General features: G+C 56.8%; 9 protein-coding genes and 1 pseudogene. 4 read left to right on the top strand and 6 right to left on the bottom strand.

Going from position 1 to position 15483, the window contains the following annotated elements; translation table 11 throughout:
* Positions 1 to 6: 6 nt before the first annotated feature.
* The 4 genes from QFZ94_RS34975 to QFZ94_RS34990 all read right to left on the bottom strand — a co-directional run bounded on the left by QFZ94_RS34975 (position 7) and on the right by QFZ94_RS34990 (position 7298).
* The gene (locus QFZ94_RS34975) at positions 7 to 2163 is read right to left on the bottom strand and encodes a TonB-dependent siderophore receptor (RefSeq protein ID WP_429462661.1); all 2157 of its coding nucleotides are present in this window, start codon (positions 2161 to 2163) and stop codon (positions 7 to 9) included.
* Between the two features lie 383 nt (positions 2164 to 2546).
* Entirely contained in the window at positions 2547 to 3695 is a 1149-nt protein-coding gene (locus QFZ94_RS34980; RefSeq protein ID WP_368583945.1) for a hypothetical protein, read from the bottom strand.
* Positions 3696 to 3728: 33 nt separating this feature from the next.
* Positions 3729 to 4967 (bottom strand): lipopolysaccharide biosynthesis protein, encoded by a 1239-nt coding sequence (locus tag QFZ94_RS34985; protein WP_429462663.1) that lies wholly within the window; start codon positions 4965 to 4967, stop codon positions 3729 to 3731.
* Positions 4968 to 5036: 69 nt separating this feature from the next.
* A complete protein-coding gene (locus QFZ94_RS34990; protein ID WP_429462665.1) occupies positions 5037 to 7298 on the bottom strand; it encodes a polysaccharide biosynthesis tyrosine autokinase in 2262 nt (753 codons plus the stop codon).
* Between the two features lie 402 nt (positions 7299 to 7700).
* Here QFZ94_RS34990 and QFZ94_RS34995 point away from each other — a divergent pair, with 402 nt between their 5' ends.
* The 3 genes from QFZ94_RS34995 (at position 7701) to QFZ94_RS35005 (ending at position 10888) form a co-directional block, all read left to right on the top strand.
* Positions 7701 to 8612 (top strand): polysaccharide deacetylase family protein, encoded by a 912-nt coding sequence (locus QFZ94_RS34995; RefSeq protein ID WP_429462667.1) that lies wholly within the window; start codon positions 7701 to 7703, stop codon positions 8610 to 8612.
* A gap of 310 nt (positions 8613 to 8922) precedes the next feature.
* Positions 8923 to 9864 carry a glycosyltransferase gene (locus tag QFZ94_RS35000; protein ID WP_410853109.1) on the top strand — a complete coding sequence of 314 codons (942 nt, stop codon included), beginning with the start codon at positions 8923 to 8925 and terminating at the stop codon, positions 9862 to 9864.
* 103 nt (positions 9865 to 9967) lie between these two features.
* Entirely contained in the window at positions 9968 to 10888 is a 921-nt protein-coding gene (locus QFZ94_RS35005) for a glycosyltransferase (protein ID WP_368587803.1), read from the top strand.
* Between the two features lie 66 nt (positions 10889 to 10954).
* Here QFZ94_RS35005 and QFZ94_RS35010 read toward each other — a convergent pair whose 3' ends face one another.
* Together QFZ94_RS35010 and QFZ94_RS35015 are read right to left on the bottom strand one after the other, a co-directional pair.
* Entirely contained in the window at positions 10955 to 12082 is a 1128-nt protein-coding gene (locus QFZ94_RS35010; protein ID WP_429462670.1) for a glycosyltransferase, read from the bottom strand.
* A gap of 104 nt (positions 12083 to 12186) precedes the next feature.
* A pseudogene (locus QFZ94_RS35015) lies at positions 12187 to 12783 on the bottom strand (sugar transferase); the annotation flags it as partial.
* A gap of 919 nt (positions 12784 to 13702) precedes the next feature.
* On the opposite strand from QFZ94_RS35015, the gene QFZ94_RS35020 reads away from it, so the two are divergent.
* Complete coding sequence (locus QFZ94_RS35020) at positions 13703 to 14959, top strand: glycosyl hydrolase (protein ID WP_429462672.1); 1257 nt, start codon at positions 13703 to 13705, stop codon at positions 14957 to 14959.
* Positions 14960 to 15483 lie beyond the last annotated feature (524 nt).

Here is a 15483-nt window from a genome sequence, read left to right on the forward strand (position 1 = left end):
TCAGGATCAGAAATCGATCTTCGCGTTCACGCTGACCATGCGCGGATCGCCCGGGGCGATGTAGTCCGTGTACTGGAACATCCAGTAGCGGCGATTGGTGATGTTGTCGATCGCCGCACGCAGCGTCACGTCGTGCCCACCGATTCGCGTCAAATAGTTCGCTCCGACGTTCACGATCATGTAGCCGCTCGTCTGCAGGTCGCCTGCTGGACGCACCTTCGTGCTGCTGGTGAACTTCGCGTCCGCGCCGAGCTGCAGGCCCGGCACGGCGGGCACGTCGTAGGTCACGCGGCCGGCGGCGACGAACAGCGGCGCTCCGGCCACCCGGTTGCCGTTGAAGGCCTGTCCCTTCGCGTACCAGGTGTCGAGCAGCATCAGGTTGCCGGTCACCTGCCAATTGCGGCCGAGGCGCACACTGCTGCCCGCTTCGAGACCCTGGTAGATTGAGTTGCCGTCCTGCACGTAGACATTCTGGCTGTTCGCGTACGCGGCTCCGCGTTCGATGCGGAACAGCGCGGCCGTCGCCGCCCAGCGCTCATGCTCGCTCTTGATGCCGACCTCGTACTGACGCGAGCGCAGTGGACGCAGCAGCGCGCCGGCGTTCGCGTAGATGTCGGCCACCATCGCGCCCTGCTCGAGCGACTCCACGTAGCTCGCGTAGAGCGTGGTGTGCGGCTCCAGTTTGTACATCAGCGCGACGGTCGGCGTCAGCACGCCGTTCTGCCCGTACGAAGACGACAGCGAACCGTTGATGTGGTACGACTGCTGATCGAAGTTCGTGTAGCGCAGGCCCGCGAGCAGCGACCAGCGATCCGTCAGCTGGATCGTGTCGCTCGCGAACAGCGCCTTCTGCGTGATCTCGTTCGCACGATATTTGTCGAGCCCGGCGCCCGAATAAAAGCGCCACGGGTTTGGCTGATACAGGTTGCCGTTGCCCAGCGTGAAGTAATTCGAAACGGCGCTGTAGTCGTTCGTCTGGTACTGCCACGACGCGCCGAGCGCCAGTTGATGCGTGAAGAGGCCGGTCTTCACCGTGCCTTCGAATACGCCCTGCCAGTAGATGTCCTGGTGGCCTTCGTCGCCGTTCCAGCGGCTGTCGGTGTAGTCGCCCGCCTGGTTCAGCAGCGTCAGCGTGCTTTCGTTGCGGTCGCGCGACGACTTGCTGTAGCTCGCCGACGTGTTGAACGACCAGTTCGGCGTGATCTGATACCTGACGCCCGCCGTGTACAACTGCAGGTTGGTGTTCAGATGCTGATCGGTGCCGCCGAGCAGGTTGGTGCCGCCGCTGACCGGCGCGGGCAGGCTCGTGCCCGTAAGGCTGCCCGTGTAGATCGCGGGGGTCTGGCCGCTCGAGCGGCTTTGCTGATAGATCGCGTCGAAGTAGACGTCGACGTCGCGCGTGAGGCGGCCGTCGAGCGACACCGCCAGCGAATTGCGATTGATGTCACCCGCGTTGTAGGTCTTGCCGGCCTCGTGCGTGTAGTTGACGCGCGCGCCGAACATGTCGTCCGGACCAAAGCGCCGGCTGAGATCGACGTGCTGGCTGAACACGCTGTCCATCCGGTAGCCGGCCGACACGCTCGTCACCGGCTGATCCGCCGGCTTCTTCGTCACGTAGTTGACGACCCCGCCCGGCTGCACGAAGCCGTACATGAAACCGCCAAGGCCCTTCAGCAGTTCGACGCGTTCGAGGTTTTCATAAGGCATCGTGATGCCGTACGAGATGAACGGATTGCCGTTGATGCGAAAGCCGTTCTGCCAATCGATCGGCAGGCCGCGAATCGAGATGTACGTGGCCCACGCGCTGTACGCATTGGTGCTGTCGGTGACCGATGCGTCGACCGCGAACACGTCGCCGAGCTTGTTCGCCTGACGGTCGGCGAGTTCCTCGCCGGTCACGACCGTGGTCGAGAACGGCGTGTCGAGCTGCGAGCGCGTACCCAGCGCACCGACCGACACGGGCGTGCGCAAGTGCATCGGCGAATCCGTCTGGGCGGCCGCGCTGACGTTGACGGCCGGTAGCGCCTGATCGCCGCCGCTAGCGGCCGTCGCCGTGGCAGCTGGGCTACTGGCCGGCGTCGCGGCTTCTTCCCCGCTGGAGGCGCTTTGCGCGAAAGCGGATTGCGCGGCGCCGGCAAAGGCCAGCCAAACCGCAATCTGCATGTGACGATGGAGTGTGAGCCTTGTTGGACGTGTGGTTTTTTGATTTTTCATGTCTACCAGCGAGCAAGCGCCTCTGTCGGTTGCAAATGCGATTGATTCGCATTCATGAGGCGCGATGGTAGCAAAGGCTTTTGCCTTTTGAAAGCTTTACGGTGGGATTCGAATCGCTTGCGGTGGTGACGGCGCCACAGAAGTGCCGCCCCGCGTGGGATGCACCGCTCTAACAGGTGTGGGTCGATGAAGCCCCACGGGAGGAAGGGTTTCTCTCTGGGAACTTATCGAAGTCGACGAGTCCGGCGAGCGTTCCGCCGGAATCCGCGGAGGTTAGTAATCGAGCGCGCTGGCCTTCCGTGGCCACGCTGTACGCGGCCCGTCATAGCGAATCAGGAGGCGCTGCGATGCCTCGACAATGCGGACCGGTGATGGATGTCGTCGTTCACTAGCGCGGCACTCTCAGCCGATACAGTCAAGTGTCCTTCCAATGAGAGCCGCAGGACGAGAAGCATGATCAACGGCGACACCGGCGAAAGATGTCGCAGGAATGATCCGTAGTCCGGCTCGAAGATAGCTTGCGTTGACAGGAAACTAACCAGAAAACAAAAACACAGCGTCTCGAATCGGCCCACCGGAAATAGTGTCGCGGCGGAGCGATATCGCAAGAACACGGCCGCAAAGGTAAAAAACACGCCAATGCCGCCCAGCATTTGCAGCGGAGAACCCGACGTGATCAACCGCACCGGCAAAACGAACGTCGCCAGTGTGATGGCCACGTTTGCCACGCCGACGAACATACTGCTGCCCGGAATGAACTGCACGATCATCGACCCCACTTCCTCAGGATCCCGCCACTCATTGGCATTCTGCCTCGCGAAATCCAGTGATTCGCCATAGGCCTTCTGGAACACGAACGCCACAATCACAAACATAGCAAGTGCGAAAAGGATCAATGAAATCGGCTTTCTGAAGCCGTTTGGCGCCAAATAAAGAAACACGGTCGCGACCAGTGTAATAGCCCAGTACGACCTGAAGTACACGGCCACCAGCGTCGCCAGGACTACAAACAAAGCCAATATCGCGCGCGATGAGTTGTAAAACAGCAACAACAGAACCAGAATCGAAATAACCACTTCTTTTGACGGAACGCCGATGTAGACAGTCTGATTGACGAGCCAGAAGGCGACCAGAAAGAACTCGGTCGGCTTCAGCGAAGTGACACCAGACCTCCAGATGGCGAAAAACATGCCGATAGTCGACGCGAGAAAGCCCACCAACGAAATAGAGAAACTCTGGAGGCCGAAAAAGTTGAAAAACCACGCGAGATTGTCGAATGAGTCTCCAAACGCCTTGAAAGCCGTGACGGTCTTCATCCGGTCGAAGATCACCAGTTCGTCAAAAAGAAACCGCGCCGGCAAGGTGCTATCGTGAAACGCGGAGATCGCATACAGCGCAATGAATAGAATGAACCAGACCGCCGCCGAGACGCCTGGACTCGCATTCCTGCCGATGATGCCGGGGAGTTTTACAATGCGCATTCTCTTTCCCTGAACGATTGAGCGACTCGCCTGTCACGGCGCTTCAAAGCTAGGTTGTCGATTCAGATAGGCGTCCGGTCCCTTGCCGATCTTGAGCGCCTGGTAAGTACCCACGCTTGCCACAAGCGTTCCACAGACACTGAGCAGAACAAGCGATTGGATGAAACCGACGCCGAGGAAATGAGCCGTCGCAAAGATCAGGAAAATCGATACGGCGTTGACCATTTGAATCACCATGTCGATCTTCAACCGGTTCGCAACAATGAATACCTGAGCCATCGAGCCATAGATCGCCATCGTGATGAAATAGGGAATAAAGATCAGGTACACCGACATCGACGGTTCCCATTCGTCGCCCATCTTCACGTGGATAATGAGGCTAAGGCCTGCATAGCACGCCGCCACCAGAGAAATGCTGATCAACGTCAGCATAGTAAAGAACTGCTTCGACGGATTCACTCCGTCTTTTCTGTGGCCGTCGAAATAATCGATCAGATCGCGGCGGAAGACGGCGCCCAGACTTTGCGACAAAAGAGATGCAGGGAAGTAACCCACGCGATACGCCAGCGCAAAGATGCCGGCGTCACGATGATCGAAGATCATCGGCATCAGGATCGCGGACGCATAGATCACGAATGAATTCAGCGTAGTGGTCGGAATACCGAATTTTGCATACTGGATCTGAAGCGTGGAGAACTTAAGGAAGGACACTGGGATCATCTGGCGGCCCGAATAAAGGCAGATCGCGGCCGGCACAACGGACGAGCCCAGAAAAATCCAGCTATAGATGTTGAATACGGTGGTGCCGCTCACCTCGCCTTTGGAAAACATCACCATGCCGACAAAGTAGACGGCGAACGCGGCATTGGGAAAGAATCGGATCGTCGCGATCTGCGTGTACTTTCGTTCGGTGGTGAGCGCTCCGCACAATGCCTGTTGCAGGAACACGCCAAGTGCCAAACCGATAACCGGTATGTATTCCGTGTGACCGGCGGCTGCGGTGGCCACCACCAGTGCCACGCCGATCATGATGGCGACCGCGCTGGAACTCGTCATTGCGCGCACGGCTTGCGCCTTGTCCGCCGCCATGCATGCGACCTCCAGACGCAAGCCGATCACCGACCCGATAAAAAGACCACCTGCCATGAGTTGGCTGAAGTACCCCAGAGCCGTCGGTCCGCAAAACTTCCCGATCAATAGAATCGAAACGAAATTGAGCGCCTGACTCAGCACCACTCCAGCGACACTTACGATCGAATGTTTGATATTCACAATTTATCTACGTCGAAGTCCGGGTGAATTTTTTCTTCGCTCTACACGACGATGGTGGTCGTCTGAAAGCTAGCCTTTCTGCGTCTTTCCGCTGGCCGGCAATGCGTCGAGATAGTAAGCATTGCGATAGAGGCCGGCTCGCGAGCCCAGACTGTAACGATAGACGTCCGTATCGATCCCGTTGAAGATCACACCCTTCACCCGGGCATTCGCCTGCTTGAGTTGTTTGGTCGCCTCCTGCACCTGCGCGATGGAAGTCGTCTCGAAGCGCGTCACCAGCAACACGGTGCCGCAGCTATCCGCGAGCGCGGTCGCGTCGGATACGGCCAGCACGGGCGGTGTGTCGATCAGCACGATGTCGTAGTCGCTCGTCTTCGCGAGGAACTGCTGCATGCGCTCGCTTACCAGCAGCTCCGCCGGGTTCTCCGGGATCGCGCCGCGCGCAACGAAGTCGAGGCCCGGGCGCACGTCACGCATGATCACCGCGTCGGACGTCACCTCCGACGACAGATAGTCCCCCAGGCCCGGCGTCGAGTCGAGGCCGAAGTACTGCTCCAGATGGCCTTTGCGCAGATCCGCGTCGATCAGCAACACCCGCTTGCCGGCTGCCGCGACGACCGCCGCCAGATTCGCCGAGAGAAACGACTTGCCCACCTGTTCCGTCGGCCCCGTCAGCAGCACGCGGTTGTCGCCCGATTCCGATTCAAGCATTGCAAAATGCAGCGCGGTTCTGAGCCGGCGCAGGCTTTCAATCGACGGATCGCGCGGAAACTCGCTCGCCAGCAGGAACTTCTCGTCCGCGGGCAGCTTCGGCGCCTTGCCGATGCGCGCGACTTTCGCCTGCGACAGCGGCACGGTCGCATACACGTTCAGGCCCGTCTGCTCCTCGATCTCCTGCGCGTCGGTCACGCCCCGATAGAGCGCCGTACGCGCGAACGCTGCACCCACACCCAGAATCAGGCCGCCCAACGCCGCATAGATAATCACCAGCAGTTTGTTCGGCTTGATCGGGTCTTTGGGCACCACCGGGTTATCGATCAGCCGCACCGTCCCCACCTTGCCCGCGCGAACCAGCTTCAGCTGTTGCATGTTGTTCAACATGCCAACATAAAGCTCGTTGTTCACGTTCATGTCACGCGTCAGGCGTACCGCATTCTGCTCCAGGTCCGGCAACGCCTGTTCCTGCTGCGACAGGCTGCCGATCCTGCTGCCCAGCATGCCGATCTGCTGATCGAGCGCCTGGATCGCCGGGTGACCCGGCGCGTAGATCGCGCTCATTTCCGCGCGCTTCTGCTTCAGTTCCAGCAGGCTGCGCTGCGTGGCCACGCTCTGATCCAGATAGGCCTTGCCCTGCTCACTCAGATTGAACACGCCCATGCGGTTGCGCATGTCGTTATAGCGCCCCTCGGCGCGCTCCAGGTCGCTCTTGAGCTGCGGCAGCTGGGCGCTCAGGAACTCGAGCGACTTCTCGGCTTCCGCCGCCTTGCGCTTCAGATTCTGGTCGACATACGCTTTGCCGATTTCGGCAAGCGTGCTGGCCGTCAGCATCCGCTCGGAGCCCGTCAGCGACGCGCCGATGATGCCGCTGTCCTTGCCCTTCTGCGACACGGTCAGCCTGTTCTGCAGGTTTTCCACCGTCTTCTCGCGCGACTGCCGCTCCAGAATGAATTGCGTGCCCGGCCTGGCGTTCAGCGCATCGACCCGCAGCGTGATCGCGCCTTCAGGCAGTGTCGTGTCGAGCGTGGCGCCCACGCGGCCCTCGATCGGCTCGCTCAGATCCGACTGCTCCAGCCGGTAGCGCCCGTCCTCCAGAACGGTCAGCACGAACTTCTCGCCTTCGAATGCTTCCGGAACGTTGAAGCTGGACACCCTGACCGATTCATTGCCCCACGCATATCCGCCAAATCCAAAGAGACCTGGCGAGGAAAGGCTTTTGGCCTGCCGCCCCAGCCACTCGCCGATCAACGGAAAGCGCTTCGGCCTGGCGCTGATATCGAGGTGCAGATCGTCGACGGCTTTGCCGACCACCATTCTCGACTGGATGATTTCCATCTCGGCCGTCGCCTCTGTCTTGACGTCGAACATGCTCGAGACGTCGCCCAGAGGACTCTTTGAATTGTTGGTCGGGATGCTGTCTTCCACCTGCACGAGAATATCGGCCTGGTACACCGATGGCGCGATAAACGCGTACGCCACGCCCAGGGCGAGCACGCTGCCGGCGATTCCACCGACCAGCCAGCGGTTGGCCATCAGTACGTCGAAATAACGTGAAAGACTGACATCGTTATTGCGCACCACGGCAGCATTCGTAAGGAGAGAGTTCTGATTCATCGAAACCCCAGGGCGGGTGTACGAAAAGGATGGAAGCTGGATTCAAGATGCAGGCGATACGGCGTTGCCAATTCTCGGTTTCTGTCACGGGACGGCAACATTTTGAATGCTGACGCTGCGTGCGTCAGTTCGGTGTGCAACGCAATTTTGCGATGTTCCTCCGCTTTGCGCGCCACCAACTTCAGAATAATCGTCTTACCGTATAAACATAAAGACTGCCTAATTCTCCGCTGAACCCCTGTTTCCCCGCAGTAGATCCAGCTCTGGAAAAATAGCGCATACGGCGCACTAACGAGTATCCCAGAATACCTGAAGGCCGTCATTATCTCTGTACGCTAACGCACATCGCTTTCGTGGCTGCAACGTCAGAATCCCATTCAATGCCGTTAGCTTGGGATGCATATGAAACAATTGATGCGTGAGATTTTCACACGCGCGCTCCTTTTCAGTGGAACCCCCGCCGCGATTCGCGCCTTGCTTTGGCGGGATCGCACCGCGATTCTGCTCTATCACGATCCATCACCCGCCACGCTCGAGGCTCATTTCGAGTACCTGAAAAACAAGGTTGAGTTCGTGCCCTTGTCGCAGGCAAATTCGCGTGGTAGTGGTCGCCCGCGCGTAGCCGTCACGTTTGATGACGGCCATATTGGCAATGCGAAGTTGCTGCCCGTATTCATTAAGTACGGTGTGTACCCGACCATTTACATTTGCAGCAGCATCGTGGCGCAAGATCGTACTCACTGGTTCCTACATCCTGTCGCGAAGGATGCAGGTGTGAAGCGGCTCATCCGCATGAAAAACCGGGAGCGCCTGGCTGAACTGGACGCGCGAGGCTTTCATCAGGACTTGCTTGACGCATCGGCGACGATTAGTGGTCTCAGCGCCGCCCATATAGAAGAGATGCGCCCTTATGTCGACTTCCAGTCGCACACGCGCTATCACCCTACACTGACCTTCTGTGAAGATGAAGAATGCTTTGAAGAGCTCGCGCTTTCAAAATTGGAGGTAGAACGGATCGTCGGTAAGCCATGCGAGCATTTCGCGTATCCCTATGGCATTTTTGGCCCGCGCGAAGTCGAACTGCTGAAGGCCGCCGGCTACAAGAGCGCACGCACGACCGACGTCGGCTGGAACGACGAAGGAAGCGATCCGTTCCGGCTCAAGGCGTTCGACATTGACGATCACTCTTCCGTAGCGTGGTTCGCCGCGCAGCTTACAGGCCTGACGTTGGCACCGCGCTATCTACGACTGGGACGCGTCCGGCGCTTCGCTCAGCGCATCTTCAGCAGACCCCGTGTATTGAATCAGGCGTAAATAGCGCAGCGCCGCCGACCACCGCGCACGGACCGAATTGGGTCGAGGCGAGGCAATGTCGCCCGAGCGACGACGAGACAGACCGCGCTGTGGCGTAGGAAATTTGAGCACCGCGCGGCATTCGGCCAGGCAGCGAATCACCACGATAGGTTATTTGCGAATAAAACTGCTATCGCGGGCGGTCCCGGCTTCGAGCAAGACAAGCGGTCAACGTTCGCTCACCTGCCAATTAAAGGCGGAAGTAAGCCGCCGGAGCACTAGTCGTACGTTCTTACTGTTCCTTATCTCTATGGTTAAAAAGGAAGGCGGCATGCGTAAAATCTTCATCACATCTCCCGGTAACGCCAATTATCCGGAAATTACGGCCTATCAAAACTATTTCAAATCCCGCGGCGTGGATGTGGTGGTTGGAACAATAAGCGAGTACCGTGCGCTCGAAAACAAGGCGGATTTCGTGTTGTGGGAAATCATGGGTTTTTATCCAAATCGGTTTGAATCCGACTTCGTCATCCACGACTACCGTTCTCTGTCCGTTGGGGGCTGGCCGGCGATAAAAGACGTCGCCAAGCGGTACCTCAATTGCCAGCCGAATCTGCGGATCTTTCAAAACAAACGCCAACAGGAGATCATGGGTTTCGGCCACGGTGTCCCCAGTGTCATCCTGCCTATGGGCGTGCCGAACTGGATCTTCGAGGTACAGGATGATGGCCAGACAGAAAAAAAGGCTGATTTCTGTTATATCGGTGAAATGAGCGTCGAGCGAGGCTTCGATCGCGTGCTGGAAGCGTTTATAAACAAGTTCCAGAAGCGCGACACCTCCCTCCTCCTCGTGGGAAAACCGGACCCGCGCATCTACGAAAGATTCTCGAATGCGAAAAATATCATTTTCACTGGGCCGTTGCCGCAGCGTGAGGCGCTGAAGCACGTGGCCGAATCCGAAGTTGCGGTGTGCTATTTCCCCTATCACCGGCCGCATTGCTATCAAACGCCGACCAAGCTGCTCGAGTATGCCGCGCTCGGCAAGAAAATCGTCTGCAACGACTCGCCGTCCAATATCAGATGCTGTGAAGAGATGGGCATCCACAGCGTGATCACGACGGCGAACATCTTTGATGGAATCGATGAGGACACCGCGCGCGGCGCGACAGTAAATCGCCGGACGGACTTTGCAGATCTCATTTGGGACCGGGTAATAGAGCAATCCAACGTCGCGGCGTTTCTGCCGAAGGATATCAAGCTAGCCAACGCTTGACCAATTCATTGGCGTACGACATTGCAACGATCGCGCGCCGACCTGTCTCGTGGTAGCGCAGAGCCGGCCGCCGCAGAGACCACACTTGAACGGTGACAATGACATGCAGATATTCATTCTTCACCCCGGCAAGGCGAACTATCCGGAGATAGACGCCTACACGAAGTACTTTATTGGAAATGGCTGTAAGGTAACGTCAGGAACGCTGGATGATTACAAAAAAGTCAAGAACCCGGAGGAATACATTCTCTGGTGCATCATGGGCTTCTACCCCAGGATTCCCCCCGCAAAATATGTGATCCACGACTATCGTTCGCTATCGGTCGGACGCAATAGTGCGCTAAAGGACACTATCAAGAAAACGTTGCAACCGCGGCCCAATCTTCGAATCTTTCAAAACGATTCGATGAGCGCAGTGATGGGTTTCCGCGACGGAGTGGATACTATTTTTCTGCCAATGGGCGTGCCAGACTGGATTTTCACCGCGGATGCTGACCGCAACCAGACGCTTCCGGCGGGCACGTATTGCTATCTGGGCGAGATAACGCGAGAACGCGGCTTTGACGGCTTCATCAGGGACTTCCTGGGCGCCAAGCGCGTGTCGGATACCCTCGTTCTGATTGGGCCTGTTGAAAAGGAAATATCCGACGCATATCTTCAATCGCCCGGCATCCTGTTCACCGGTCGTCTTCCGCAACGCGATGCCCTCGCGGTGGTTCGCAATTGCGAGATCGCTATCTCAACCATCCCTTACAAGCGTCCATACGACGTGCAGACGCCGACCAAGCTTTTGGAGTATGCCGCACTCGGCAAGAGAATCATCTGCAATGACTCGCCGTCGAATCTGAACGCCGCCGCCAAGTTTGGAATTCAATGCAAAATAACGGGCCCAGACGTATTCTCTAGCATCTCCAATTTCGATGGCGATATGGTGCCGAAAAACGATCCGTCTACACTGCTGCATTTGCGGTGGACGAATATAATCGCCGCCTCGGGCGTGGAACGTTATCTGGCGAGAATCTAAAAATTAAAATGGTTCGCGCGAAACTCGCACAAATCATTTCGATTATCAGCGCCCACGGGCGCTTTTTTACTCGCTCAGCACCGGACGGCCCTCGCGAATGCTTCGCAGTTGGGTCGAATAAAGCAGTTGGACGTTGTTGAAGAAGCGATCTTCGCTGAATCGGTTACGCGCCTCCTCCTGCGCCCGGCGCGACAAACCTTCACGGAATTTCTCGTCGGTTAGCATCTTCTGGATCAGCGATGTCGCTTGCGCAGCCGTCCGATAAAGGACGCCTGTCGAATTGTGCCGAATGGTATCCATATTGCCAAGACAATCTGACGCCACAACGGGTGTGCCGAGCGTCATTGCCTCAATCAAGGAGATGGGCATCCCCTCCCAGGACGCTGTCGACAAATAGATATCCGCTTGCACGACAGCCTGGATCACGTCAGCACGGGTAAGCCAACCGGTCACACGCACACCAGCGTCCTCGAGCGTCCTCCGAAGATCTGCGTCACCGTCGCCGATCCAGACGAACTCAGTGTCGTCCCGATCAAACGATCGTGCAATCTCCGCGAACAGATGCGGATTTTTTTGCACACGAATGCCGCCCACAGTCGCAATGATTCGCCGTCGTTTCGTCGACCCGTCTTTTTCAGCGCTTCTCAGACGAGTGTCGCTATGGACACCGACCGCCCGATCGATCGCATTCTCGACCAGTACTGCATCTCGCCGAAGATAGCGGCGGATTGCCGTGCATTCGCTCTCAGAGCAGCCGACATATGTGCAACTCTTCAAACATGCAAGCCACTCCAAGGCGGCGAAACAGTATCGCTTCAACCTGCCAATGTCCCGCCGTACAAACGAGATGCAATGCGGGCTATACAAAAACGCCGTTGATGGCAATGCAAACAAGGTCGACATTCGTCCCAGGAAGCCCGCGAACGACGAATGCATATGGATGATATCCGGGTTCAGTCGGATCAACTGCTGGCGCAACACAGACATGATGTGCGCCAATGATGGTCCTTTCATCTGCAGATGCTGCAGGACGACATCAGGGTGAAACATTGCGCGCAAGTTTTTCGGCGTCTCCTCGCGCTCCGAATAGATCACATAAACCTCGTGACCTTCCTTGGCGAGCCGCGTTGCAAGCGTGCTCACAACTGCAAGCGTTCCTGTGGCAGTCGATTCAATTACGTGGACCACTCTCATAACTTTTTCTCGTGGATTGCTCAGCAATAGCGGATCACCTCACCGATCGGTCACGGCGATCGGGACGACATGCGATTTCCTATAGCGGAAAACCTCAGCCCGGCTCAGTAGGCGCCGTCTTTTGCGAACACCACTTTGACGGTTTTCAGAAGAATCGACATATCGAATGTCAGTGAGCGGTTCATTGCGTACCTAACGTCGAGCGAAACTCGCGTCGGATAGTCCACATCGTTTCGGCCGCTCACCTGCCATAGGCCCGTCATTCCCGGCTTCAGCGCCAGATAGTAACGAACATCACGGCCATATCTCACCAGTTCCTTTTGCACGATAGGGCGGGGGCCCACCAGGCTCATATCGCCGCGCAGCACGTTCCAGAGTTGCGGCAACTCATCGAGGCTCGTCTTGCGCAGAATGCGGCCAACCGGCGTCACCCGAATGTCGTTTTTAAGCTTGAAATCTCGGTCCCATTCCGCACGTGCCTGCGGATCTGTTGCGAGCAGTTTGGCAAGAACCTCATCGGAGTTCTTGACCATGGAGCGGAACTTAAGGCACTTGAAAGTACGTCCTCCCCGGCCAATTCTTGGATGACCATATACGGCGTTTCCGTGATCGCTCATGACGACCAGCGCAATGATCAGTAGAACCGGGGAGAGCAGTATCAGCAGAACTGACGCTCCGCAAACGTCCATTGCTCTCTTCACTGCGTCATCCCACCTTGCACCCAGGAGGTTCTCGCCCGGCGGATTCGAGTCATCCGAGGCGACCTTTTTTGAATTCGCCTCAAGGCACGCCTCTTCCAGTTTCGGATCCGCGGCGGCGTTGGATTCGAACATGCTATCTCCTTAGTTCGGGAACTCGTGGGGAAGGTGCCGGCGTAGGCACCCTGCGCTTGCAAGACCGGTTTTGGTGTGGAAGCGAATCGTTTAGTGTGGCTAATTTCATTGATTCACTGATGACTTCACGTGCAGCGTAACATCCCAATTCTGGACCGAATGTTAGTAATAGCGCATAAAGACGCCATCGTACAGTTCGCTCGCGACACATCATCTTCAACAGGCGCAACCGACTGCGCTTTTATCAATCAGATCCGCAGAATTCGAATTGATGACTTCACCACTGATCGTTCTTACCTCTGCTCACCATTGATAAATATCATGACAAAGCGATCACATCAGACACATGCTTTTTATCAGACAGATCAACCTCGCTTTATAAAGCCTTCGATTTTCAATTGTCTAAAGAGATACGACTCTTTTCGCACCTAAGTTGACACTTATTGGCGCGTTCAATGAAGGTTAAAAATGAAGATTTGATGAAGAACAGCCTATTTTCCGGGCTATCGCGTCAAAGCCTACGCGACCACTCGTCGCTGCGCTTCCGATCCACAAAAGTATCCCGGCTCTACGCTAGACCCGATGTGCGTTCCCGCACACGGTCGATCATTGTGGACCTCGACGCGATGACTTCGTTGATGCTGTGCTTGAAACGTCGACGCAATGTCTGATGCGCGTGTTTGACTATTCGTGCGACCAATGTCGGCTTCAACAATTGATGTTCATCTTCACACTTAACTTTCACGTTTTCGGACAAATTCTGGGTGTCAGCCCTTATAGTTAAGATATGAAATCAACTCTTATCTTGTTCGCCGCCTTGACACTTTTGTGTGGGCGGCCAATGTCGTCATTCGCGAAGGACGGTCACGCCAAAACGACGGACATCACTACCGCCAATGCTCATCGGCTTGCGGCGCTGCAGCCGCCGCCCACCGGAAGCGGAAACGACCGTTTTGCAATGGACGTGAACTGCAATCTGTGGAGTGCGGATCAGATGGCACTGAGCGAATGCTCAAAGGACCTGGATCTGATTGCCGGTTTGGGCGTGGGTACGGTTCGCCTCGGTGTTTCGTGGGACTTCATGACGCTGGCCGACGGCAGCACGCTGGACCCCAATAAGGTGACCTTTCTGAAGGCGCTTCTCAACGCCGCGCGCACGCGCGGTATGAAGATTCTTTTCCTGGTGGGCATGTACGCGCCGTCTAGCGCATACCAATGCCAGGCCACCCAGAATCCGCCGAGCGCATCGTCGGCGCGACTCGACTTCTGCGACGCGGCGTTCACGAAGTATTTCGGCTCGCTGATGGACATCGCGCTGCCGTTTACGGCTGACATTGAACTGTTCAATGAAACCAACTGGTCGTTCTCCGCCTCGGACCCATCTTACGGTGATCCGCACGGTATCTCCGGCTACATTCTGAATCGCAGCAAGACGCTCTATTCGGAAGCCAAACAGATTCTGAACATGAAAAGGCAGTCCGGCTACAAAACGGTTCTGCACACTCAGGGGATCTCGTACTTCTACAACTCGACGTATCCGAATAACGGCTGGCAACCGCCGGCGGGCAACGAGCTGATCCAGGCGACCGACTACATCAAGGCAATGGGCAACAACTCGAAGAGCGCAGCCAGCCCGTTGAATACCACGATCGATGTCGTCGACGTTCACCCGTACTTCAGCAGCGCCGATTACCACATGCTGATGCAGTCGTTCAACACGACCGTTTCGAATCTGGTTGCCAGTGGTTCCAAGCCGATATGGATTACGGAAACCAACAACGGTACGAGCCGCACGGACGCCGGGCAACTCGCAGCATTCAACCAGTTGAAAGTTTTGATGAACAACGGTTCGGTGGCGAAGGCGTTCTGGTATGTCGTGCGTAACGGCGATCCGAGCAACGGAGAAGGCGACGGCTACTCAATCTACGATTACAACCGTAACCTGATTTGTCCACAGCTTGCCGCCGCCATTCGAGCCTACACCGCGGCGATCCCGCGAGCGCAGCGATTCCTGTCGGCCCCCTACCTGGCGCCGGTCAAGTGAAACCGCCTATTGCGATCGATCAGTTGAACGCGAACGCCAACTCCGGCGTTTGCGTCATTTTTGTTGGTTTTACCCTGCTCCAACGTGCTTGATAGTTTTGAAATGGGGAAGCAGCGGACATCCTCAATGACGGACGAATCATAAAAATCACAATGCGACTAATCATCCTCCTTTGATCCTCTCGCGCGCGCAACGCAAAGCGCACACGCAAAGACCCCAATCGCTACGCCGATCAGCAGGCAGGCGGCATGCGTCAAGAAAGTTATCATCTTCCACTCCCCTTACGATCACATCGAGATATTAAGAATTTGAACAGCACGATGTCATCGGTGACGTAGCTATGGGCTGGGATGTTCCCTAGCGGCACCGGACAGTGCGATGAAGGCGACCTAAAGTCCGGCAGAGATTGACAAAAGCACAGTGCCCTGTTTGCGAACGAATACCGATCAAATAGCGAAACTCACTATAGCATGGGTTTAGCCCCTCTCTCGGCGCCAATCTCCAGAATGGCAATGGCCTCGTGG

The sequence above is a fragment of the Paraburkholderia sp. JPY465 genome, assembly GCF_050436725.1.
GTDB classification, from domain to species: Bacteria; Pseudomonadota; Gammaproteobacteria; order Burkholderiales; family Burkholderiaceae; genus Paraburkholderia; species Paraburkholderia youngii.

Excerpts from the sequence above, each read along its gene's own strand:
- QFZ94_RS34975 (WP_429462661.1), bottom strand. The coding sequence starts at position 2,163 with ATGCAGATTGCGGTTTGGCTGGCCTTTGCCGGCGCCGCGCAATCCGCT.
- QFZ94_RS34980 (WP_368583945.1), bottom strand. The coding sequence starts at position 3,695 with ATGCGCATTGTAAAACTCCCCGGCATCATCGGCAGGAATGCGAGTCCA.
- QFZ94_RS34990 (WP_429462665.1), bottom strand. The coding sequence starts at position 7,298 with ATGAATCAGAACTCTCTCCTTACGAATGCTGCCGTGGTGCGCAATAAC.
- QFZ94_RS34995 (WP_429462667.1), top strand. The coding sequence starts at position 7,701 with ATGAAACAATTGATGCGTGAGATTTTCACACGCGCGCTCCTTTTCAGT.
- QFZ94_RS35000 (WP_410853109.1), top strand. The coding sequence starts at position 8,923 with ATGCGTAAAATCTTCATCACATCTCCCGGTAACGCCAATTATCCGGAA.
- QFZ94_RS35005 (WP_368587803.1), top strand. The coding sequence starts at position 9,968 with ATGCAGATATTCATTCTTCACCCCGGCAAGGCGAACTATCCGGAGATA.
- QFZ94_RS35010 (WP_429462670.1), bottom strand. The coding sequence starts at position 12,082 with ATGAGAGTGGTCCACGTAATTGAATCGACTGCCACAGGAACGCTTGCA.
- QFZ94_RS35020 (WP_429462672.1), top strand. The coding sequence starts at position 13,703 with ATGAAATCAACTCTTATCTTGTTCGCCGCCTTGACACTTTTGTGTGGG.